The organism is Vibrio sp. Hal054, assembly GCF_037162405.1.
In the GTDB taxonomy this organism is placed as follows: Bacteria; Pseudomonadota; Gammaproteobacteria; order Enterobacterales; family Vibrionaceae; genus Vibrio; species Vibrio diazotrophicus.
Map to the genome: position 1 here is coordinate 154,014 of NZ_JARLUT010000003.1, position 19,496 is coordinate 173,509.

Genomic DNA, 19,496 nt, shown 5'->3' on the forward strand with positions numbered 1-19,496 from the left:
GCTAGACAGGGGCTTTTTTTCATTCAATCGAGTAAAACATAGTGCGCACTATTTTTGTTTGTGTTAATATATTTGTGTCAGTTAATTAATTTGTTTCACATTTTAAAGGGGCAATATAATGGATAAGTTAACCAATATCACCGATGCAGAAGTAACTCTATTTGTTCAAACTCATTACAAGCATGAACGCCTATTTGGTCGCAATGCTCAAAACGGTTGGGATGACAATTATGGCTCTGATGTCGTCAAAGGTTACGCAAGCCAATTGCAAGATTTGGAGTTGGAAAACCCTAGCCTATTAATTTCTCGACATGAGTCAGTGACCAATCAAATCATTACATTCAATCGCGTGAGTGTTTTACGTTGGAACTATGAACAGCTCAATGAAATGCAGCTTCGTGAAGAGTTGCAAGCGATTGATGCAGCTCGTGAGCCACTTATGGGCGACAAAGACAAATATAAAAGCGACACCACTCGCCGCGAGTGGTCTTTGCTCAATACACGACTAACGCTGGTTAAAGAGATGCTAAGAAAAGCCGCGCAACCAGTACGCGCCCGACCTATCAATCTTGGTTTTCACATGGCAGCAAGCTGCTAACCTTCAAAGCCCTTGCTGGTGGCAGGGGCTGACATCATTTTTCAGGAGAACACGAGCATGATGCACACACACGGAATTTTAGCAATCTCGCCGTAAACCCTCAACCGACCTGAGGGCGGGGATATAAGGCGAAAGTGCGATAGCACTTTAAGATAGACAGTGGTTACTTGATGAGTATAATACTGTATATTAATACAGTATGGTGATTTAAGTGTTAAGAGCAACAAAAGTACGCATTTACCCAACATCTGAACAAGCTGAGTATTTAATCGCTCAGTTTGGAGCTGTTCGTTTTGCGTATAACAAGGCACTGCACATCAAGTCTCACATGTACCGCAAGCATGGTACATCGTTAAGCCCTAAAAAGGATTTAAAGCCCTTGCTTGCTGTGGCGAAAAAATCCCGTAAATATGATTGGTTGAAGCAATACGATTCAATCGCTTTGCAGCAATCAGTGATCAATCTTCATCAAGCCTTTGATAACTTCTTTAACCCAAAGTTAAAAGCCAAGTATCCACAATTCAAACGCAGACATGGCAAGCAATCGAGCTACCACTGTGTAGGTGTAAAGGTACTTGATGGTTCAATCAAGCTCCCGAAAATGAAGCCTGTAGAGGCAAAAATGCACCGAGAGATTGTCGGCACAGTTAAAAGTATCACTGTCAGTCTGAGCAAAACAGGCAAGTTCTACGCCTCCATTCTTGTTGATGATGGTGTGGTAATATCTAATTCACTCGACACAGTGAGTAAAGTAACAGGTATCGATCTAGGCTTATCTCATTTTGCTATTCAATCGAATGGCAAAAAGATAGCAAACCCTCGATTTGTAAAACGAGCTGAGAAAAATCTCAGACGCAAACAACGCCAGTTATCAAGAAAGAAAAAGGCAGTGCAAACAGGACTAAAGCCCGTTTGCTGGTAGCCAAGTGTCACGAAAAAGTAGCGAATGCTCGCGCTGATTTTCACCATAAACTCAGTCGAACCCTTGTTGACGAAAACCAAGCAATAATCGTAGAGACATTGAAATCAGCCAATATGATGAAAAACCACAAACTGGCAAAGCATATTGCCGATGCAAGCTGGAACAGCTTTGTTAATAAGTTGGAATACAAAGCAAAAGAGAAAGGCAAGCATCTGATTAAAATAGATCAGTGGTATGCCAGTTCTAAAACTTGTCATTGCTGCGGTCATAAAATGGAAGAAATGCCCTTATCGGTTCGCAAATGGGATTGCCCCAACTGTGGCACTACGGATATAGATCGAGACTTAAATGCCGCTCTTAATATCCGCGATAAAGGCATTCTGGAATTAAAAGCGGCTGGACAGTCGTTTCTGCTTATGGAAGCTGCGTAAGTCTCGATACTATCGAGCAACGGCTAACGAAATAAGAAGCATCGCCTGATAAGGCGGTGAGTAGTCACAGCAGGAAGTACAATCAAACCGCGGCTCTTTTGATTACGGCAAGTTCAAAGAGCGTGTGATCGATGTTACTGAGGTAGGTGGTCGCATTCATCCCAAGTCATTGGGGCGACTTGCTAAAACGCTTGGTGCAACAGATCAAGGTGATGAGTTAATCAGAAAACTAACGTTCACTTTCAACGCTGGTAATTCGCGCTTAATGCGTCGTCGTAGTAAAGAATTCGGCGGTTATGAATACGAACGTTTAGCGGATAAAGCGTAGCCTTACACTTTTTCTGGAAAACCTAATAAGGACAAACCATGAAGTTAAGATAACGCGATCCGCAATTCGCTCAGAGAAAAGGGCATTACCATTCGTTAGCTCAGTATATTGCGCTCAAACGCCAGTTCGAAAAACACCATCAACCGATCAAAGGTGGCAGGTTTCACCAACTGGCTAAGAAATTTGAATCAACCATTCCTCGCGGTCTACGTACGGCTGGTGGACTGCTAACCACAGAACTTCTGTTAGAAATCATCAATGAGGAAAAGCTAGAAGAGCAGGAGCGAAAACGCCGACTTAAGGCGTATCCAAATACAGAAAAATAATCCTATCGCCTTGCAAACAGCAGGGCGTGGTTTCAACTCACTCTCGCCTTAACGCACTGGCCACCTTTATTTAAAGAAGACATCTCTTTTAGAAATGGTGCGGTCGGTCCTCGCTAAAGTCAACGCAATTACTTGCCCAAAAATGAATATTTAATAGTGCGCACCCTTCCTTGGAATGCGATATAATTAGCCTTGTCAGTTAAGCAAACCGTTTTCACTTTTTAGGAGCGCTCACTATGGTCATGAAACCACTTGTACTAGAAGGTTTACTCACTATTCACCCATTCACTTTTCATAGCTTGCTCAAGAAGAAGCACGGCAAGAATCCTGACTTCTTTAATGAGTACTTAGAGAAACATGGTGAGATGGCCATGTTTAACACTTCAGAAGTGCCTCAACCGACCGCATTTGACTGCTACAGCACTTCATTTCCTACAGATGAAACCTTAGTCATTTTGGACAAAGCAACCAAGCTTCGTTTTGTGGATGTAGAGGGATGGGATGGTTATTACACGGTTACTTTTGTTAAGCCTCTTCAGTCAGTAGAAGAAGGGCTAGAACTTCTCAAAATGGCGTACAGCATCCTTGATGCGGGTTACGCGGTTGGTGTGGAGCGAGGTGTGCAAAAACGGACTCTCGAAATTCAACACTTTCTCAACGCGTAGTCACTGCATTACCAAGTCGCCAACGAGGCGGCTTGGTTGTTTTAAGGTTCTTAGGGTTTATCTCAAGAAGACTTTTTCTTTATTGAAAACTGTCGGGATTGCGCTACCCAAAATCAAGTGATTTATATTCATAAAATGTCAAAAAAGTAGTGCGCACTATCATTACTTGCGATATAATCAGTCTTGTCAGTTAATCAATCATATGGAGTTCACTATCATGGCATACACAGCAAGTCTGGACGCAATTTCACGCGCAGAATTAAAAACAATCAGTTGCTTTAAATACATTAACCCAGAGGTACAGGAAAGCGATTTGCAGAAGCTTGATAGCCTCTTTGTGCAAGACAAAGCTAAACCACAGGTGTTTAGCCGTTCTAAAAAAGGCATGGTCACTTTTTTTGCTGAAGCTAAAGGCCGTGAAGATGTTCAACTTGATTGGCGCGTGTATCGCACATGGTGCAACACCTTCCACTATCGCTACCGCGCAATTATTACCGCTTGCGGGTTTCGCCCAGAGCAGCGCTTTTTCTCTCCCGAGGCTGACTGGGCGATTGCAACTCGATTGGAAACCGAAAAACTTACACCACTGACGTTAGCGGATGCATTAGCTCAATTTTCGGAGGCCATCCCATGTTAAGCACCCACATTCAAGCCGATGGCAATGATTTGGTTATTGGTTCCCTACGGGTTGTCGTGTTCGACGCGACAGGCTCCCACGGAGCAGAGAACGCGCTGGCAGCGATGACGCACCAACAGCGTGATCTCTCGACTAATGAAGCGGCATTGAATTCACTTAAGCAATTGTGTCGCGATACACGAGGGCAATATCAGGTGATGTCTCAAGAGGTCATTGCCTAAGTGCTACCACGGGTAAAACTCCAATACCGGTTGTTTTACCCGAACCCCGATCAACTACGAATCATTCGATACATGTAAGGATACGTTATGACCAAGAAAAGACCGCCACGCACCGCCAAGAAGAAGGCTGTGCAAGTAAAAGAAGAAGGCGTTTTCATTAATGGTGTGACCGTTTTAGCTCGACGCAAGTCACGCAGTGCTGTTCTTAGAAAGGTTGAACTTTCTTTAGAACGCTCGCGCATTGATGGTCTGTACACCAATGAGCTTGAAATCCGTCGTACCATTCGAAATAACCTTAACCAAATGGGCTTGGATGGTATCTATACTGTTCAGTCATGGCGCGATTGTGTTTAGCCCTGTTGTGTAAGTCGTGTTAATCGACAGGCACGGCTTACACATTGGATGGATTTAAAAACTATGATCACTTTTCAATTTACAAGCAATCTAAATGCGCTTGCCTTTCAAGCTGCTATTACTCCTGAAAAGCTCACTCACGTTTGTGCAGTGCCACTCAGTGAGAGTGGTTTACGCATCCCAAAGCAAGTGCCACTTCAATGCTATGACAACGCGCTGAGAGTGTTAATGGTCAACCCACATGCAACGGATTTACGTTTGTGTTTGGGCTTGCAACAATCCATCAGTGAGCCGATGAAAATTGTTGAGCATTGCTGGATAGAGTTCAACGGCAAATGGTTTGATTCGTCTTCTGAATTGTTGGACTCACGCTATATGAAGTATTGCAGCCTGACTCTTCACGAAGTGACCACGATTTGCAGAAAGTACCACTGGGACTATTTACCCAACATCATTACCATCGAAAACGCTTTGCGCAGTGTTGGCGCATAACTTTTTCTGAAAAACCAAGCAGTATCAAATCTGCATTAGTTAACGATGTAACACTTGTTGAGGCTAACCAGCTCTTAGAAAGCGCATTGACATTTTAAAGCGGATTAATCTCAATTCACAAAATAAAGGTACTCAGTATGCAGCGTGGCGCGAAACGCATTTCGAACTCATCGAGAAGAGAAATTGACAACATCAAGAGCAATATTCGTAGTGCAGTGCGCCCCTTTGATGGTGACGGACATCCATTTAGACAAGCTTTAAAAGAACTTAGAAATGAAGGCATGATCATCAAATATGTTCGTGTTAAGTGCCATTATGTTAAGTGTTAATCATCACAAAAGCGTGTTGAAATTGTCAAAAGAATAGTGCGCACTATCATAATTTACGCTATAATTACACCTGTCAGTTAAGTTAATTTCACAGGAGTATTTATTATGTTCAATTTCCCTCAGACATTTAACCACAAGCCCCACGCTGAAAAGTGGTTTGAGACTCGTAGCCTTGAAGAGTTACATGAAGTGCTCGCCATTTTTGAAGGTCTGATGAATATCGCGTTTGCCAGTAAAAAGACGCAAAGCAGCATCTTTATCACCCGTCTAACTCGTTATGCTTATGATATGGAACGGTCAAACGCGGTGCTAGACCGCAACTACAGCCGCGATCTATCTCGAATGGATTCTAAGCTCAAATACATTTTGCAAGATCAAGAAGGCTTGCACGCACGCTACTTTGAATGGAAACAGAGCCTTGCGACGTATTTGCAGAGCATTGACCATAAACTGTCAATGAAGAAGCGCACCACGTTACAAAGAACCATTAATGTTGAGCAGTACCGACTCTATGATGATTTTCGCTTTTCATTCGCGCTTTCATTACCCGATGCAAACAATCTCTTTGATATGAAATACCTTGTAATGGACTTTTGTCACCACCTTATGCTCATTCATACACTAGAGAACGGTTTCGAGAGCATCCGTCTGGACAAAATTGCGAAAGAGCAAGTATTTACTCAACCGATCGCATTCTTTGAAGGCTCGTTTCCGCTTGATTTCTTCGCACATGATCCAACGTACCTAAGATCTCACCCAGCGGTAAAATATTGGGTTTGTTACAAAAAGTACTTGTCTACAAAGTTGTTCGAGACGATGGAAGAAGCCAAACGTCACATGGAAGATGGTGTGCACTTCGTTGTTGCACTGTAACGAATTAACCTGTGCGCCTACGGGCGCACATTCTGAGATCAACACAAAAGGATTAGTTATGTTTAATTTAGGCCCAGCCTCAGAAGACGCCCCTACAAAAGCAGGTTTGTACTTTTGCAAAGAGAATAACGGCAGCAGTGCAGAGCAGTGGATACCTATCGCCGTGTTTGAGGTAGAGGGCGTGTTGTGGGTAGAAGATGCCAGCTATGGGGAAAAAATCCCTTTATCCGAGCATGTCGCGGCATTGGATTGGTATTGGTGCAAAGCCGCCTAGCGTAATGAATGCGCCTGCTAAACGGGCGCATGGCCAGCTCAAAAATCCTATGGCCATTTATTAGAATAAGACACTTCCTTTTTTAAAATTCTCGAAGCGGCTCCCGCATAAGTCAAACCTTATATCCATCCATTGACTCTAATTAATAGTGCACACTATCGCTAGTTGTGTTAATATGATCGTGTCAGTTAAATAAACCCACAGGGGATACAGCCATGCCACGACTAACGCGAGTCTACGCCTTTGACGATACAGGCGAACTATCATCAGAAACCTTGGACGACCACGGCAACAGCTCACGCGAAGCTGCTCATAAAGTGATCGAAGATGTGCTTGATTGGACGCATGAAGAGATGGACAAAGAAGGCGGTAGCAGCTACTCAAGCGCAGAGCTTCAAGAGCATATCCGCGAGCTTGAAGGGCTTCAAAGCGACATCAAACAGTGTCGTTTAACCATCACCAATGAGTTTTGGTTTCGCTCTCATCTTGGTTTCACATTCGAAGCGGAATAACTCTCCCAGCGCCTTTCGGGGCGCTCTATCTAAACAAGGAGCAGCATTATGACAATGACACTCGACCTACTGGCAAAGCAGTCCTTAGAAGCGGCTATGAGCATCACTGGTGCGGATGCGAAAGACCCACACACGCAAAACGTTGCTTTTGATTTGGCTTGCGTAGCAATGGCAGAAGAGGTGGCTAAGCGCCATTCAAATATCTTGGTCACGTCCATCGACATGAACAATGATTCAAACAAGCTCACACTTGTTAAGACCGCGATTAACGCAGAGCTTCGTATGACTAATCCGCTCAGCGATGCAGACGCGCTCACGCTGCTTGGTGATTGTGATTGTGATACAAGCAATCGTTTAGTGATTGGCGCGGTCAGAACGGCAATAGAGAAGCAAGGCTTTACGGTGCCAAAGATTCTATTTGATGGCTCTGAAGGTACTTACAGTCTCAGCGTATCGCACGACGAATACGGGCATGGCTTCATCATTGTAGAGGTCAATGAAGCGCACTAACTTTTCCAGAAAAACCCAGCCCTTAAGCCAGTGAACACCAAGCTTGAGGGCGAACTAGTACTGATAGCAATCCATAACTACGTTTGGCTGGTGGCTGGGCGCAGCGTTAAGTCAACTGAACCACAACCTGATGGTCAGTTCCTAACGGGCTTTAGGTTTCCTGAAAAACCGCCAGCCACTTTATTTAAAGAAGACATTCTTTTTTGAAATGGTCTGGGTGGTCCTGCCTAAAATCAAGCAAATTAATTTGTATTATCGTTGATTTTAATAGTGTGCACCCAAGGTATTGCGATATAATTAGCCTTGTCAGTTAAAGAGAGTTCTTACAGTTCACGAGGTCAACATGAATACTATTAATTTGCCAGCTCTACCAATGCGCCAACAGTTTTCCGCATTGCTTTCTATGCTCTTTAAGGATGCCTACTTTCCACAAGAATGCTCTGAAGATGAACTGAGAGCAATTATTGACGAGGAAGAGAAAGAAAATCATCAACGCCTTTCGGCAGCCTTGTCAATGCTTCTTCAGCGAGAAGTGTCATGCTCATACACTGGCGAGTTTTTGGTCTACTGTTCAGACCTAGATGATGTAGCTTCAATGAAGGCATTGCTTCGCTTGTATGGTTATAAACGCTTTGAGACTTACACAAAGAAATTGCCACACCCTGATGATGTTCACCAGTCGATCATTGACCCTAGACATCCCTATGTACTGAGTGTTCATGAATCTGAATCGCTCATTTTTGGTGATATGTCGAAACAATGGCTAGAGATGCACAAAGACTTCATTGATGTTGTGCGCGACGAGATATCATACATCTATTGTTACAATACAAATGCAAAACTCACGTTCTTAGATGAAAAGGTGGCTCGTATTTTCCTTGCAGCTCTATCGGTTAAGTACGCAGGGCACGAGAGGGATGCAAAAGCAGCTGGTAAGAGTTTCCCCAAAATGTGCATTGGTATTAGGCCACACTATAAAAGCCTTGATGGTTGGATAGTTCATTTCAATTATGCCAGCCAAGCACAACAAACCCCTATTTACTAGTGAGAGCTTTTTCTGAAAAACCGCCCTCACTGATTCAGTCAGAATTCACAGAGATTTGAAAATGAACTACACCGAGAAAAACATCACTTCAATTGGTTGGCTTAACTGTGCTGATGGCAGCATAAACCTCACGCCTTGTATCAATGGCGCAGGTCATGCGACTAAGGTCAATGTAAGCAAAGAAGAATACAACGCGACCAACGGCGAGAAGCCGAAAATGATCGCTTTAGCATTGAAACACCTTAATGCTGGTGGTTCGAATGTCGAGATAGACGCACTGGATACGCACAAGGGACGCATAGACCACTTTGAGCGTAACCTGAGTAAGTGCATAGAGCATCACGGTCTTATCAGTGACTATACCACGCTCGCGTTCTACGAGCTTCAAGCTGCCAAAATGGGGATGGAGCTACAAGAATCTTACGAGTGGGGCAAAAAGGAAATGGAGCGAGTTAAAGAGCTGACATTATCCCGACTATAATCATCAAGGGCAGCACTGCGGTGCTGCTCTGTTACTTCCACCAGCTGCAACCCCTTTATTTAAAGAAGACATTCATTTTTTAAATGGTCTGGGTGGTCCTGCCTAAAATCAAGCAAATTAATTGGTATTATCGCTCAACTCAATAGTGCGCACTATCGCGTATTGCGATATAATTACTGCATCAAAAAGGCAATTAGAATTTAAAACGGAGAGCAGTCATGACACTAGTTTACTTTGATGGATACAGCACTAAGCGCGTCTTTTGTCCAAATGCGACTTACAACCAACTAGCAAACCGCGCAAGCGCATTTCCACCGTCTTACATTTGGCATATTGAATAAAACAGCAGGAGCACGCCATATGAAAAAATTAATAGAGATCCCTGCAAGCTTGAGGCTGGAAGTACCAGCTGACATGAGTCAAGAGGATATGACCAAGTTAGTTAAGGCACTAACATACGGTGATTTTGCCGTTTATCCCGACAGTAGCTCAGGAAGTCTCATGCAAGAAACAAAAGAACATCTATTGATTGATGCAGACGACAGCCTAGATAAGTTAGTTGAGCAAATATCTGTAGTGGATCTTTGGGCTACTGAAAATAAATTCGAAGTCACACAACATTGCCAATAGGTTAAATCAATCGCTGCATTTGTCAGAATCACAGTTATCCACATTAACGCAGTCGAGACTATTGCACTTTAATAGATCTATTCGATGCTCTTAATTTCTAAGGGCATCCGATAGGACTACTAACGGAATGCAAACATAGGAGCATAATTATGACTATCACAGTGACACAAAACGTATCAGGAGATGAGCAGGAGTCCACGTTTATGAATTCGTGTTTATCCGTTTTAGGTGAACATTCTATTTCTATTGCAGTTAGACCACCAAGCGAGTTTGAAACGTTAACTCAATCAGCCATGCAAGATATGTTTCTTGATGATTTTCAGCCACTCATTGAAAAAGGCTATTCAGTCGAAATTCAGACGGGTTTAGATTAACAGCAACGCTTATCACCTGAATGCCAGTTTCGAACTGGCTTTCGTTTTCCTGAAAAACCCCCAACCCCTTTATTTAAAGAAGACATCCATTTTTTAAATGGTCGAGAAGGTCCTCGTTTAAGTCAACTTAAATACTTGGCAAAAAGTGAATATTTAATAGTGCGCACTACCGTGCATTGCGATATAATCAGCCTTGTCAGTTAAGCAAATCGTTTTCACTTTTTAGGAGTACTACCATGAAATCATCAGCGCGTGAGCCTATCAACATGGATGCAATGTTAGAGCGTCAGAACAAACAAGATCGCACTATCTTAATCATGACTATCGTTGCAAGTATCGTACAAATCATTATCACCGTTTTAGCGGGGCTACTGGTTAAAGATGCCATGTATTCGAATCTTATTTGTGCAGGCGCGTTTGTTTTGTTTGTGGCCGTGTTTGCATGGATGGTTATCTACCATGAGAAACACACTTTCTTGTCAGTACATGCGGAGGATAACGCATGAAACTCACCACCGAGAATGGCCTTCAATTTTTCGTTCGTAGCATGGGCAAGCTTCACCAAGTTCAACAAATCATCGACCAAGAGGCGCAATAACATGAAAAACGCACAAGAAATGCAGGAATACATTGAAAAGCATCTGAGCGACAAACCTTCTGTTGAGCTTCCTTTTGCTGTTGGTGAAGAGGTGCTTGTTATAAACAGCTATGGGCTGGTTTGGCAAGGGTTCAAAGTGATCGGCTTTTCTGATGATCCTAAACGCCCTGATTGTCACATTCACTTAAATTGGGACAGCTATTGGTTTGCCCCCGATGACCACCGCGTTTTGAAAAAGGATGACATTGAGCAGCTTTTCCGTATTTACTCACCATCAAACGGCTATGTCGCGTTAAATAAACATGACTACGTTTGGAGCGTAGACCCTGCGAATGCGGAGCTGTTTACAGCAGACACTTGCGAAAAGTACCAAGCACAGGGATTTATCAACAACATCGACAAGACGGTTGAAGACGGTGTTTACCTTCCAGCGTTAGAGTGCAAACCGCACAAAACCGCTCGCGCTTCACGAGTGCTTCAACTGCTAGATTCAGACGAAGACGCGCACGACGAATACCAAACGTTTGTTAAGCTGGTGGCCGAGGAAGAGGGGATCAGTATTGAACAGCTCGAAACCGAGTTAGAGCCATTCATCTAGTGATGACAGCTGCATGAGCTTAGGCTTGTGCAGCTTTTTCAGGAAAACCACCCGCCGCCAATCCCCTTTATTTAAATAAGACATTTTTCTTCAAAATCATTGAGTTTCCACGCCTATAAAAGCAAGCCTTTTAATTTCAATATGGTAAATTTGCACAGTGCGCACTATTGCTAAAGCCGATATAATTACACCTGTCAGTTAATCAACTTCACAGGTAATTTTATGGACGTTAAAACCGCGATAAGCCTCTTACAAGAGTGCGACCCTAATGCACAGCTCGTTGTGCGTGGAAGTGTAGAAGAGGGCTACCTTGATGAGCCTGTTGGTGGCATCGACAATGCTGTTGATATTGTCGTCATCGATGTATAGAGGTGCTTCATGTTCAGTCAGGCAAATAAAGCAAAAGAAATATTGTTCGAATTATTTCCAGCTGGTTTCGTTTCTTGTATCGATAGCCACTCAATTACGTTTTACTTCAATTCCTCTTTGAATGCTGATGAGGCAACAAAGCAAATACGTCAACTTGAAGCCAAGTTAGCCAGTAGCCAGTGCAATTATGGGTTGTATGTTGTCTACAGGAATATAAATAACGGTGTGAGTGGCGTAGCTCTATCCAATAATCCAGCCTTTAAAATTACGATTTGAGGTCGCTATCCTATGTTATTTAATCACAGATCTTATTCACTCACAGAGCTACTAGACAAAGGCTATGACCACAAATCCGCTTGGTTGCGTGAGCTGGTGCTGGTTGTTGTTTTCCCGAATGACGTAGACGCACTACACTCATTTACAGACTTTACGGTTTACCACAACAACAAACAATTGTGTTTGGTCAGTGAATTCATAGAGAAGAAGCTCGAAAACGAAGAGGCGCACTACTTTGTTCACTTTGCGCATAATTGGCAAGAGCTCGCAGAAGACTTTCAAACGGATCTTGATTTCGACTATGAAACCTTTCTTAGTGACCACCGCCCAGTTAAATATCTCCTTGAGCAGTTAGAGGACAGTTGCGCACCCGAAGCGATCGCACAGGTTAAGACCGCTTATCTTTACCATCCAGAGCAAAAGAAAATGCGCCTCGTTGAAATGGTCATGGAGTCAGAAGTTACCCAAAAAACCGTTGCACTGGTTTGCGAGCATTTGAAATTAGAGCTTAATTCGGCACTGACTTTTTACACTGCCGAAATGAAAAACGATGAACAAAGTGATTTTGAACTCGCGGTTATATCTCAGAGCAATAGAAGGAATAAGCGACATTGCCGCGCTGTGGACGTGTACGGCATGGCGTTAAGTGATGCGGTGCAAAAGTGCCTTTGCGGTCATTGGTCTGTGCGTTCGGTCATGAGTTATGATTCGTTTGATATGTGGCGCATTGTGACGGACTACAATTTAACGAGTTCATCATCGTGACCTTATCAGGGAGTGGTTATACGCCACTCCCTTTTCTTTTCTCTGTGCTGAATCTAGACACTTTTTCTGAAAAACCACCATTTAAAACCATATTAAAATCAACGACCTATTTCTTTTAAATGAATGGTAGAGATTTGACGATTTGACCTGTTTTTTTACTTCATCTAGAGCAAATAAATAGTGCGCACTATCGTAAATTGCGATATAATTGCCATGTCAGTTAAGCAATGGTTTCAGGAGATTAACCCATGAGCACTACCCCTAACTTTGATGCTTTGTTCCAACACGCTACCCCAACAGAGCACCGCCAAGATAAGGCGCAACTTGTTTGCAATCTACGTGAGCAGTATTGGAAAAACCAAGCAACGCTATGCCCTTCAATAACTCGCCTTGAGGGTGCACCTGATTTCACCAATTTGTTTGCTCAAATCAAGCAAGCCGATGAAACCCAACACTCAAGCAACAAGGTCGCAATCATTCGTTGTTTACGTCAACGCCATTGGGCTAAACATTTCGCAGAGCTACGCCAACAAGCGCACGTTCTACCAGAAGCAGAGCGCAGCGCATGGCTAGAAGCTCTAGAGCAAGAGGAATCACTATGAACCCTACAGTATTAGCAGCACTTATCGAGGGCGGTTGTAACATCGTGGCAACCGTTGTTCCTGCTGTGATTGCACTTGTGATCAGCTTGCGTTGGATGGGCGACAAACGCGCAACGAATACCGCTTATAGCGCATTACGTGAAATTCAGTATTTACGTGAAGTCATTCGCCACATGGAGCGCATCAGTAACACCAACAGCCTTGCAGCACGTAAAGCAGCGAACAATGACGGTTTCACATCAACGCAGCTTTTCACAAAAGCCAAGTTGCAGCGCAAGCTAGAAACCTATGAACGTTTAACAAACCGCAGCTTGCCACTGGAATAGTGGCAAGTCCTCACTTGCTAGAGGTGATTTATGTTATCTACAAAAACAAAGCTGTTAGCCATTCTCTGTGAAATCGAACTTAACTTGTTATTAGCAGCATCAAAAAAGGCGCTGAACATTGATAGCGGAATTGACGATCTAGAGCTGGATGTTGACGCGCTAAGTGTCGGCTATTCTCTTGCTGGTTTGGGCAATACCGCGAACCAACCGAGATTTAAAGAGGTACTAGCCAGCATTAAGCGACTAGACCAAACCGTGTTCAATGCGTATGCCTGTGGTTTTAGAGCGTACCCAAAACAAAACTAAGCAGCTCCCAAACTTAATGAGAAAACGGAGAAGGTAATGAGACACTTTTTTCACCAAGCACGCTCGATATTCGCTACAGCGCAAAGGACATTGAATCGTCCAAAGAGCACGTTTATAGCGTAGAGCTAGACGGTGCTCAATTTCGTGGCGTGGTTCCTGCACCAATGGCAGAGGATTTTGGTTATGCTTTCGCTACCGCAGCAGAGGCGTGGAGCTGGTTATCTCAAGCCCGTGAAATGCATCCAGACGGCAAACGTTGGCAGGTGCTCGAATCACAGAAAGGTGATTGCGCTAAAGCACTCTACACCCTTTTGTCTGATGTTCCTGTAAATGATAACGATGAGCTTGAAAGCGATTTTCTTCACTTCGACAAGGGCACGCATCGCTATGATGTTTGGCACTGGTTAGAGCATGAGTATGGTGTCACTGTAGCCGAGTTGTAACCCATCGCTAAGGCGTAATTTGCTGCTTACAAGTTGCGCCTGATGCCTTAACTTTTTCTAGAAAACCCGCCACCAGCCCTTTATTTAAATAAGACATTCCTTTTTTGAAATCATCGAGAAGGTCCGTGCTCAAGTCAACGGATTTAATTGCATTTATTTGCCTGATTAATAGTGTGCACCCTTGTGATTGCGATATAATTAGCCTTGTCAGTTAAGCAATTCAATTCACTTTTTCAGGAGTACACATCATGGCTAAAGACAATCGTTCAGTTATCCTTCACGATTTCGTTCTGTCTTCAACTAAAACAGAAGAAACTCAAATCCGCGAAGTGGTTCGCGTGGAGGTTGTTTTCCAACAAGGCGGCATGAACTACGCCACTTATGAGGTTGAAAAGCGCGGTCTTTATCTGACCGTTTGCCCTCTTAAAATCACCGATACAAAGGCGACTCGCTGCACTGAGTATTTAGGTTTTTCAGGCAATAAAGTTTTAATAGCAGAAGCTAAGCGCTTTAGTAGAAAGCAGCTTGATGAATGCGCTCCTGATGTAGCCATGATTCAATCCATGCTTGACCACACTTGTGATCGAAACGGTATCGCTCGCCAAGATGCGAAAGCGGTTTACAACACAACACAAGCGCTAGCCGCGTAACCCATCACTAAGCCCTAGCGTTAACGTGCTGGGGCTTACCAATTCAGGGAGAACGCCCGAATGTGTGTCAATTGTTGTGAAGGTATTTGTCAATCTAAATGTATAGCAGGTCAGGCTCGTGGCTATCGCGGTCCTATTATCCCAAGTGAAGCCATTCTATATGGTCCTATCGATTTGGAGTCACAATCTGTATCCGCAAAGCGCTCATGTGCAGTGGTATTGCATGATGTTAATCCTTGTGAAGCAACAGAGGGAAAAGACTACATCAAAGAAGCGGAGTGCAATCACTGTGAGTCTACAAACTATTTTAGTGACTGTGACTTACACCTTGCCGCTCATAGTTGCTCACATTGCAGGGCTTCACTCACGATTTTGTCTAGAAGCTAAATCCCCCTGTTCTATTAAGTATCGCTTTAACATCTTTAGATATTTTACTAATACCAATACGGAAAACACTACGATGGAAAAAGAAATCAGCATCCCAGCAACAAATGATCATCTACAAGCGTTAGCACTCTTTTTACAGGAAGACGTGTCCACAATTTCCTGCAACGGTACATTTGCCAAAGTGCATTGTTTTCGAACAGCGACCAATGATTTGTATTCTGTTGCGGATGTTTCAGCTGAGTTAGATACAAACGAGGTTGTTTTATTCAATAACAATCGGTGGTCAATTAAGAAGGTAGATGCAAACAGCCCTTATCAACGTTTCAAAGATTCCGCAGTTATGCGCCAACTTATGTTAATTAAGTCGGATTCATCTGAATTGGTATCAATTGACCAGAAAGAAAACACCGCAATATTTAAAACTGGTGTTAGTTTGATTAAGTGGAGTTATTCCAGCCATTACCCTGACGAACTAAGTAGTTATTACTTAAGGGGAGCGATTTGTGAGGTTAGCACAGGAAACCAATTGCGATGAGCTATATAGAACGTTTGTTAAATGATGGCTGGATTAAATATCCCCAAACTCGCCCCTGCAAGGGAGCAGAGGTTGAGGTTGCTGTATTTGATTTAGATTATTCCCTTATTCAGATTGGAAAGGGTGTAAGCACAGTCCGTAAAAAGTGTGGTGTATGCATTAGTATAAATGGGGTCATTATTGATAGTGATCGCTCGGTTTTATGGCGCTACGTTAAAGACAAAGTAACCACACAAACCAACCCACGCTAGAAGTTTCACTTTTTCTAGAAAACCTCATAAGCCCTTTTTTTAAAACAATTTGGTGAAGATTTTCCCTGCAAAAATAATTCATCAAACTGGTTAAATAATAGTGCGCACTATCGTTAATTGCGATATAATTAGTGCATCGGTTAAGCAAGTCGCTTACCTTCCTTTTAACCCTTACGCTAAGGAGCAGGGCTATGAACCATTCAAATTCAGCACAAAGCTTGGGAGCCATTCAAAAGCGCTTTGCAGGTAGTTACTTTATTCAGGTAGGAAAGCACACAATAGACATTCAAACGAATGGGCAAGCTTGCAGGGATTGGGCTAATCCTTCTGAGTGGGTGGTGACATATTCAGATGATTTTGATGGTGACTACCTTGCTGAATACAAAACCAAGAAGCTTGCTGATGTCTACGCGCTTAACCTTTATAACCAACTCACAGAGCAAGCATAAAACTCACTTACACCCTGCGCTCTACGGAGCGCAGGAGTAAGTCAGTTAATTGAATTAAACCACTTTCTAGGAGCGTCATTATGAGCCAAGCACATCCACTACCTTCAAATCTTGTTGTTAAGCACTCTCAGGCTGGTTATCGCCTAGGGTTTCAGCAAGTCAGAAACTCATCAGGCAATGCGTTTGCCGTTGCTCAGCAACTTAATAAGCTGGGCGTAGAGTTCAGCATTGATAACAAAATGCTAGGCTTTACGTTTGTGCGCATCCTCGATGGTAAATACAAAGGCTTGTATGATGTTGAATTCGATTTCAAAACATCAGAGCTAATTTTGCTCCAAGAGAAACACTAATTGCTTTACACCCTGCGTTTTGCGGAGCGCAGGAGTAAGTCAGTTAATTACTTTCACATGCACTAGGAGTTACCCGTTATGAATGACCTATCTGATCGCAGTACCCCTATTTATGTTACTTCTGCAAAGGTGTCATGCAAAACCCGACATCAAGACAACCGCCATGAGCGTATCGTGACCATCCCCAAAACGAATTTAAATTCTAGCTATGCTGGTGCTTTACTCGCTCGGTCTAAAGTGGGGGATGAGTTGTATAAAATGGGGTTTAATAGTCACTACAGTATTATCATGTGGTGTTTTGCAGACTCCTAAATAATGCGCAAGATACGAAGGGCAGTACCTCAATAGCTGCTTTCCTCTTTTTCAGAAAACCCCAAGGCTTGCACTGTGTTCAAGCCTTTTTCATTTCCTTCACGCACTCAACACACTGGTTATGTATTTCATGTTCTGACGCTTTTGCCTTAGTATACCGCTGTATACTCATTATAAAGACACGCAAGACGAGCCACATGCTGCATATTGACCAACGCATTACAGAGCTAACCCAATCACTAAAGGCGCACAATGATGCCTATTATGTGGTTAAACCCGAATCTATCCGCTTTGGTTTGTATCTTGCGTTTCTTAAGAAAGGTTATTGCCACGCGCAAGAACTTGCCTTTGATGAGCTACTGGCTAACGTACCTAGTGAATATTTACCTTGCTCATTAGCAATGACTGACTCCTATCACATCAGTACAAGCAGCGTGAGAACCATTGTGATGCAATACAGCGAACTTGCCTCCTTTGATGTGTGTGAGCAGGATGCAAACGCGATTCTTTCTGTAGTGGACGCTTTACCGCTTAGCCTCAACCAGATAAATACACAATTGATAGAGAAAGAGGTGATTACACGCCCCATATCAGCAAACGCGTTTTGTGAGCTGGTGGCTCAAATATCAGATCATTCTGTTTCAAGCTTTCGCGTATACCCATCATCCGCAAAGGCGTCTTATGGAGCGGCTGAGCTGCGTTCTGAGCGGTTTTCTCGTGATGCCGTGCTGATTGTATGCCTTACGTCTGGACTCGCTGTAATAAAGGCTCTGTTTGCTAAATTGATACGTGCTAGTGAAAAGCTGAGCGCAATCACCTATGCGCTTGATGTTCAGTGTATTACTAACCTTCACGCCAACCACCAAAACAATAAACCTTGTATACACATAGATACACTCATGGCTGTGCTGTCCACTCGTGATGATTTTCATGCGGTTTCGCCTACCGTCTGCATCCTTAGCCATGCCCACACATCCAAAACGCTTAACTTTGTTACGATGTTAGTGCCGTATGTACGAACTTTTAAAACCGTCGCCACTTATCAGCTGCCGACGTTGTTCCGTCGCTTCTTTGATTTTCGTTTAAATGTGTCCAATCAAGAGCTGGCTAAAGTGGCAATAGATGCCCCTAAATCAGTCACAGACAAAGTATCGACCGTTGATTTTGCCTATCATGCAAACCCTGATTTTTTCTGTGAGTCAGTTGCGCTAGCTTGTCTGAATCACAGCGGCTTTTTTGTGGTAAAGGGAAACGAAATTACACTGCAATCCCATGCGCCAGCGATTCAACTTTCATCTTACTGGCAAGATATGCTTCTCACGTTCTGTCATGAGCATAGCGATCAAGTTGAGTGTTTCTACAATTCAACAAACAATTCAGGCAAACACATCGCCAACGATTTTGCTGCCTATTGCGCTACTCAATTCAAAGCTGAGCTGTATCATTCTCTTTTATCACCAAACGGCTTTTTTGTGGCTAATGATGTTGGCTATTCGATTACGCCTGATTGTGAGCTGGTGGCTCAGAATCATAGAGGGGATTATCTAGAGCCTGATGCTTCACAATGCGCATTACTGATCTCCGAAATAGAGCAGCAGCTGTATTCATTGCGCCAGCTAGGAAAAGGGCTACTAAACAAAAACAAAACGGCATTGGATGCGAAGTTTAAAAAGAAAACAAAGCCACGTCCTACGCTATATGATTTGTACTATGACACTCAGTATGTCAGTCAACTAAAAAACCTAATAGTTTCCGCTCATGGACTCTACGCATTAAGCTTTATTCGTTCTGATTCCTCAGTGTGTGAAAAGGCGGCTAATGGGTATAAAGAACGCCTGAACTATATTGTGGCTCAAATGAACCATGAAGGACTAGAGCACTCTACTGGCTTAGTTCGCGCAATGACTAATCTTCAAAACAAGCTCGATGCGTGCACCAACAGAATAGAAGTGAATGAATCGCTGAAGCAAGCGGTACTGTGTTCGCCATTGTATAAAGAGTTTAACATTCTCATTGAGCAGCTGGTGGCACTAAAAGAACAAAGACACGCGATGAAGATAACGGGCAGGCAATACAAAGCGCCATTGTTCATTCACGATTTCTTAGCAGGGCAGACGAAGGCTGTTAGTGTTGAAGAGGTTAGCGCGTATATTGAGGACTACTGTGCCAGCTTGTTAGATTCGACTTCTGTGGCGGGTTCATCTTGGTACCGCAATAGTCATGTAATTTTTACCACTCACCCCTATTCAATCCCACCACGCTAAGCGGCTTACTGGG

33 protein-coding genes and 1 pseudogene are annotated in these 19,496 nt (G+C 43.3%); all 34 read left to right on the forward strand.

Features of this window, described 5'->3' with window-relative positions; all coding sequences use genetic code 11:
- The first annotated feature begins 118 nt into the window (after window positions 1–118).
- Window positions 119–598 (forward strand): hypothetical protein, encoded by a 480-nt coding sequence (locus P4S58_RS23360; protein WP_337166197.1) that lies wholly within the window; start codon window positions 119–121, stop codon window positions 596–598.
- 223 nt (window positions 599–821) lie between these two features.
- Window positions 822–1,951: pseudogene (locus P4S58_RS23365) on the forward strand (RNA-guided endonuclease InsQ/TnpB family protein); the annotation flags it as partial.
- 124 nt (window positions 1,952–2,075) lie between these two features.
- Window positions 2,076–2,279 carry a hypothetical protein gene (locus P4S58_RS23370; RefSeq protein WP_337166198.1) on the forward strand — a complete coding sequence of 68 codons (204 nt, stop codon included), beginning with the start codon at window positions 2,076–2,078 and terminating at the stop codon, window positions 2,277–2,279.
- A 568-nt stretch (window positions 2,280–2,847) separates the two neighbouring features.
- A complete protein-coding gene (locus P4S58_RS23375; RefSeq protein ID WP_337166200.1) occupies window positions 2,848–3,270 on the forward strand; it encodes a hypothetical protein in 423 nt (140 codons plus the stop codon).
- A 217-nt stretch (window positions 3,271–3,487) separates the two neighbouring features.
- Complete coding sequence (locus P4S58_RS23380; protein WP_337166202.1) at window positions 3,488–3,907, forward strand: hypothetical protein; 420 nt, start codon at window positions 3,488–3,490, stop codon at window positions 3,905–3,907.
- The gene (locus P4S58_RS23385; protein WP_337166204.1) at window positions 3,901–4,128 is read left to right on the forward strand and encodes a hypothetical protein; all 228 of its coding nucleotides are present in this window, start codon (window positions 3,901–3,903) and stop codon (window positions 4,126–4,128) included. Before P4S58_RS23380 ends, P4S58_RS23385 begins: the two co-directional genes overlap by 7 nt.
- Before the next feature lie 87 nt (window positions 4,129–4,215).
- Window positions 4,216–4,482, forward strand: a complete 267-nt coding sequence (locus P4S58_RS23390; protein WP_337166206.1) for a hypothetical protein — start codon at window positions 4,216–4,218, stop codon at window positions 4,480–4,482.
- A gap of 63 nt (window positions 4,483–4,545) precedes the next feature.
- Window positions 4,546–4,974, forward strand: a complete 429-nt coding sequence (locus tag P4S58_RS23395) for a hypothetical protein (RefSeq protein ID WP_337166208.1) — start codon at window positions 4,546–4,548, stop codon at window positions 4,972–4,974.
- A gap of 137 nt (window positions 4,975–5,111) precedes the next feature.
- Window positions 5,112–5,303: a hypothetical protein gene (locus P4S58_RS23400; RefSeq protein WP_337166210.1), complete on the forward strand. Its 192-nt coding sequence runs from the start codon at window positions 5,112–5,114 to the stop codon at window positions 5,301–5,303.
- Between the two features lie 105 nt (window positions 5,304–5,408).
- Window positions 5,409–6,176, forward strand: coding sequence for a hypothetical protein (locus P4S58_RS23405; protein ID WP_337166212.1), 768 nt, complete (start codon window positions 5,409–5,411; stop codon window positions 6,174–6,176).
- Between the two features lie 58 nt (window positions 6,177–6,234).
- Window positions 6,235–6,450: a hypothetical protein gene (locus P4S58_RS23410; RefSeq protein ID WP_337166216.1), complete on the forward strand. Its 216-nt coding sequence runs from the start codon at window positions 6,235–6,237 to the stop codon at window positions 6,448–6,450.
- A 215-nt stretch (window positions 6,451–6,665) separates the two neighbouring features.
- Window positions 6,666–6,962, forward strand: coding sequence for a hypothetical protein (locus P4S58_RS23415; protein WP_337166218.1), 297 nt, complete (start codon window positions 6,666–6,668; stop codon window positions 6,960–6,962).
- A gap of 48 nt (window positions 6,963–7,010) precedes the next feature.
- Complete coding sequence (locus P4S58_RS23420) at window positions 7,011–7,472, forward strand: hypothetical protein (RefSeq protein ID WP_337166220.1); 462 nt, start codon at window positions 7,011–7,013, stop codon at window positions 7,470–7,472.
- Between the two features lie 343 nt (window positions 7,473–7,815).
- Window positions 7,816–8,517 (forward strand): hypothetical protein, encoded by a 702-nt coding sequence (locus P4S58_RS23425; RefSeq protein WP_337166222.1) that lies wholly within the window; start codon window positions 7,816–7,818, stop codon window positions 8,515–8,517.
- A gap of 61 nt (window positions 8,518–8,578) precedes the next feature.
- Complete coding sequence (locus P4S58_RS23430) at window positions 8,579–8,998, forward strand: hypothetical protein (protein ID WP_337166224.1); 420 nt, start codon at window positions 8,579–8,581, stop codon at window positions 8,996–8,998.
- 218 nt (window positions 8,999–9,216) lie between these two features.
- Window positions 9,217–9,339, forward strand: coding sequence for a hypothetical protein (locus P4S58_RS23435; protein ID WP_337166226.1), 123 nt, complete (start codon window positions 9,217–9,219; stop codon window positions 9,337–9,339).
- Between the two features lie 19 nt (window positions 9,340–9,358).
- Window positions 9,359–9,628, forward strand: a complete 270-nt coding sequence (locus P4S58_RS23440; RefSeq protein WP_337166228.1) for a hypothetical protein — start codon at window positions 9,359–9,361, stop codon at window positions 9,626–9,628.
- A 149-nt stretch (window positions 9,629–9,777) separates the two neighbouring features.
- A complete protein-coding gene (locus P4S58_RS23445) occupies window positions 9,778–10,002 on the forward strand; it encodes a hypothetical protein (RefSeq protein WP_337166230.1) in 225 nt (74 codons plus the stop codon).
- A 236-nt stretch (window positions 10,003–10,238) separates the two neighbouring features.
- Window positions 10,239–10,508, forward strand: coding sequence for a hypothetical protein (locus P4S58_RS23450; protein ID WP_337166232.1), 270 nt, complete (start codon window positions 10,239–10,241; stop codon window positions 10,506–10,508).
- Between the two features lie 93 nt (window positions 10,509–10,601).
- Entirely contained in the window at window positions 10,602–11,198 is a 597-nt protein-coding gene (locus P4S58_RS23455; protein WP_337166234.1) for a hypothetical protein, read from the forward strand.
- Window positions 11,199–11,420: 222 nt separating this feature from the next.
- Window positions 11,421–11,567: a hypothetical protein gene (locus P4S58_RS23460; protein WP_337166236.1), complete on the forward strand. Its 147-nt coding sequence runs from the start codon at window positions 11,421–11,423 to the stop codon at window positions 11,565–11,567.
- A gap of 9 nt (window positions 11,568–11,576) precedes the next feature.
- Complete coding sequence (locus P4S58_RS23465; RefSeq protein WP_337166238.1) at window positions 11,577–11,843, forward strand: hypothetical protein; 267 nt, start codon at window positions 11,577–11,579, stop codon at window positions 11,841–11,843.
- Between the two features lie 12 nt (window positions 11,844–11,855).
- Window positions 11,856–12,608: a hypothetical protein gene (locus tag P4S58_RS23470; protein WP_337166240.1), complete on the forward strand. Its 753-nt coding sequence runs from the start codon at window positions 11,856–11,858 to the stop codon at window positions 12,606–12,608.
- A gap of 248 nt (window positions 12,609–12,856) precedes the next feature.
- Window positions 12,857–13,210 carry a hypothetical protein gene (locus P4S58_RS23475; protein WP_337166245.1) on the forward strand — a complete coding sequence of 118 codons (354 nt, stop codon included), beginning with the start codon at window positions 12,857–12,859 and terminating at the stop codon, window positions 13,208–13,210.
- On the forward strand, window positions 13,207–13,536 hold the full coding sequence (locus tag P4S58_RS23480) for a hypothetical protein (RefSeq protein WP_337166248.1): 330 nt from the start codon (window positions 13,207–13,209) through the stop codon (window positions 13,534–13,536). The genes P4S58_RS23475 and P4S58_RS23480 overlap by 4 nt, the downstream gene beginning before the upstream one ends.
- Before the next feature lie 30 nt (window positions 13,537–13,566).
- A complete protein-coding gene (locus P4S58_RS23485) occupies window positions 13,567–13,842 on the forward strand; it encodes a hypothetical protein (RefSeq protein ID WP_337166250.1) in 276 nt (91 codons plus the stop codon).
- A 164-nt stretch (window positions 13,843–14,006) separates the two neighbouring features.
- Window positions 14,007–14,285, forward strand: coding sequence for a hypothetical protein (locus P4S58_RS23490; protein WP_337166252.1), 279 nt, complete (start codon window positions 14,007–14,009; stop codon window positions 14,283–14,285).
- 248 nt (window positions 14,286–14,533) lie between these two features.
- The gene (locus tag P4S58_RS23495) at window positions 14,534–14,935 is read left to right on the forward strand and encodes a hypothetical protein (RefSeq protein WP_337166254.1); all 402 of its coding nucleotides are present in this window, start codon (window positions 14,534–14,536) and stop codon (window positions 14,933–14,935) included.
- A gap of 460 nt (window positions 14,936–15,395) precedes the next feature.
- The gene (locus P4S58_RS23500) at window positions 15,396–15,857 is read left to right on the forward strand and encodes a hypothetical protein (RefSeq protein WP_337166256.1); all 462 of its coding nucleotides are present in this window, start codon (window positions 15,396–15,398) and stop codon (window positions 15,855–15,857) included.
- Window positions 15,854–16,108 (forward strand): hypothetical protein, encoded by a 255-nt coding sequence (locus P4S58_RS23505; RefSeq protein WP_337166258.1) that lies wholly within the window; start codon window positions 15,854–15,856, stop codon window positions 16,106–16,108. Before P4S58_RS23500 ends, P4S58_RS23505 begins: the two co-directional genes overlap by 4 nt.
- A gap of 191 nt (window positions 16,109–16,299) precedes the next feature.
- Window positions 16,300–16,557, forward strand: coding sequence for a hypothetical protein (locus P4S58_RS23510; RefSeq protein ID WP_337166262.1), 258 nt, complete (start codon window positions 16,300–16,302; stop codon window positions 16,555–16,557).
- 80 nt (window positions 16,558–16,637) lie between these two features.
- Complete coding sequence (locus tag P4S58_RS23515) at window positions 16,638–16,907, forward strand: hypothetical protein (RefSeq protein WP_337166264.1); 270 nt, start codon at window positions 16,638–16,640, stop codon at window positions 16,905–16,907.
- 78 nt (window positions 16,908–16,985) lie between these two features.
- Entirely contained in the window at window positions 16,986–17,219 is a 234-nt protein-coding gene (locus P4S58_RS23520; RefSeq protein ID WP_337166266.1) for a hypothetical protein, read from the forward strand.
- A 197-nt stretch (window positions 17,220–17,416) separates the two neighbouring features.
- Window positions 17,417–19,483, forward strand: a complete 2,067-nt coding sequence (locus P4S58_RS23525; protein ID WP_337166268.1) for a hypothetical protein — start codon at window positions 17,417–17,419, stop codon at window positions 19,481–19,483.
- The last annotated feature ends 13 nt before the right edge of the window (window positions 19,484–19,496 follow it).

What these genes read in the sequence shown, in the direction of transcription:
- P4S58_RS23385 (WP_337166204.1), top strand. Translation starts at nt 3,901, where the DNA reads ATGTTAAGCACCCACATTCAAGCCGATGGCAATGATTTGGTTATTGGT.
- P4S58_RS23460 (WP_337166236.1), top strand. Translation starts at nt 11,421, where the DNA reads ATGGACGTTAAAACCGCGATAAGCCTCTTACAAGAGTGCGACCCTAAT.
- P4S58_RS23395 (WP_337166208.1), top strand. Translation starts at nt 4,546, where the DNA reads ATGATCACTTTTCAATTTACAAGCAATCTAAATGCGCTTGCCTTTCAA.
- P4S58_RS23425 (WP_337166222.1), top strand. Translation starts at nt 7,816, where the DNA reads ATGAATACTATTAATTTGCCAGCTCTACCAATGCGCCAACAGTTTTCC.
- P4S58_RS23465 (WP_337166238.1), top strand. Translation starts at nt 11,577, where the DNA reads ATGTTCAGTCAGGCAAATAAAGCAAAAGAAATATTGTTCGAATTATTT.
- P4S58_RS23390 (WP_337166206.1), top strand. Translation starts at nt 4,216, where the DNA reads ATGACCAAGAAAAGACCGCCACGCACCGCCAAGAAGAAGGCTGTGCAA.
- P4S58_RS23505 (WP_337166258.1), top strand. Translation starts at nt 15,854, where the DNA reads ATGAGCTATATAGAACGTTTGTTAAATGATGGCTGGATTAAATATCCC.
- P4S58_RS23400 (WP_337166210.1), top strand. Translation starts at nt 5,112, where the DNA reads ATGCAGCGTGGCGCGAAACGCATTTCGAACTCATCGAGAAGAGAAATT.
- P4S58_RS23480 (WP_337166248.1), top strand. Translation starts at nt 13,207, where the DNA reads ATGAACCCTACAGTATTAGCAGCACTTATCGAGGGCGGTTGTAACATC.
- P4S58_RS23525 (WP_337166268.1), top strand. Translation starts at nt 17,417, where the DNA reads ATGCTGCATATTGACCAACGCATTACAGAGCTAACCCAATCACTAAAG.
- P4S58_RS23410 (WP_337166216.1), top strand. Translation starts at nt 6,235, where the DNA reads ATGTTTAATTTAGGCCCAGCCTCAGAAGACGCCCCTACAAAAGCAGGT.
- P4S58_RS23495 (WP_337166254.1), top strand. Translation starts at nt 14,534, where the DNA reads ATGGCTAAAGACAATCGTTCAGTTATCCTTCACGATTTCGTTCTGTCT.
- P4S58_RS23500 (WP_337166256.1), top strand. Translation starts at nt 15,396, where the DNA reads ATGGAAAAAGAAATCAGCATCCCAGCAACAAATGATCATCTACAAGCG.
- P4S58_RS23435 (WP_337166226.1), top strand. Translation starts at nt 9,217, where the DNA reads ATGACACTAGTTTACTTTGATGGATACAGCACTAAGCGCGTCTTTTGT.
- P4S58_RS23440 (WP_337166228.1), top strand. Translation starts at nt 9,359, where the DNA reads ATGAAAAAATTAATAGAGATCCCTGCAAGCTTGAGGCTGGAAGTACCA.
- P4S58_RS23510 (WP_337166262.1), top strand. Translation starts at nt 16,300, where the DNA reads ATGAACCATTCAAATTCAGCACAAAGCTTGGGAGCCATTCAAAAGCGC.
- P4S58_RS23360 (WP_337166197.1), top strand. Translation starts at nt 119, where the DNA reads ATGGATAAGTTAACCAATATCACCGATGCAGAAGTAACTCTATTTGTT.
- P4S58_RS23420 (WP_337166220.1), top strand. Translation starts at nt 7,011, where the DNA reads ATGACAATGACACTCGACCTACTGGCAAAGCAGTCCTTAGAAGCGGCT.
- P4S58_RS23450 (WP_337166232.1), top strand. Translation starts at nt 10,239, where the DNA reads ATGAAATCATCAGCGCGTGAGCCTATCAACATGGATGCAATGTTAGAG.
- P4S58_RS23415 (WP_337166218.1), top strand. Translation starts at nt 6,666, where the DNA reads ATGCCACGACTAACGCGAGTCTACGCCTTTGACGATACAGGCGAACTA.
- P4S58_RS23520 (WP_337166266.1), top strand. Translation starts at nt 16,986, where the DNA reads ATGAATGACCTATCTGATCGCAGTACCCCTATTTATGTTACTTCTGCA.
- P4S58_RS23430 (WP_337166224.1), top strand. Translation starts at nt 8,579, where the DNA reads ATGAACTACACCGAGAAAAACATCACTTCAATTGGTTGGCTTAACTGT.
- P4S58_RS23475 (WP_337166245.1), top strand. Translation starts at nt 12,857, where the DNA reads ATGAGCACTACCCCTAACTTTGATGCTTTGTTCCAACACGCTACCCCA.
- P4S58_RS23375 (WP_337166200.1), top strand. Translation starts at nt 2,848, where the DNA reads ATGAAACCACTTGTACTAGAAGGTTTACTCACTATTCACCCATTCACT.
- P4S58_RS23445 (WP_337166230.1), top strand. Translation starts at nt 9,778, where the DNA reads ATGACTATCACAGTGACACAAAACGTATCAGGAGATGAGCAGGAGTCC.
- P4S58_RS23485 (WP_337166250.1), top strand. Translation starts at nt 13,567, where the DNA reads ATGTTATCTACAAAAACAAAGCTGTTAGCCATTCTCTGTGAAATCGAA.
- P4S58_RS23380 (WP_337166202.1), top strand. Translation starts at nt 3,488, where the DNA reads ATGGCATACACAGCAAGTCTGGACGCAATTTCACGCGCAGAATTAAAA.
- P4S58_RS23405 (WP_337166212.1), top strand. Translation starts at nt 5,409, where the DNA reads ATGTTCAATTTCCCTCAGACATTTAACCACAAGCCCCACGCTGAAAAG.
- P4S58_RS23490 (WP_337166252.1), top strand. Translation starts at nt 14,007, where the DNA reads ATGGCAGAGGATTTTGGTTATGCTTTCGCTACCGCAGCAGAGGCGTGG.
- P4S58_RS23515 (WP_337166264.1), top strand. Translation starts at nt 16,638, where the DNA reads ATGAGCCAAGCACATCCACTACCTTCAAATCTTGTTGTTAAGCACTCT.
- P4S58_RS23470 (WP_337166240.1), top strand. Translation starts at nt 11,856, where the DNA reads ATGTTATTTAATCACAGATCTTATTCACTCACAGAGCTACTAGACAAA.
- P4S58_RS23455 (WP_337166234.1), top strand. Translation starts at nt 10,602, where the DNA reads ATGAAAAACGCACAAGAAATGCAGGAATACATTGAAAAGCATCTGAGC.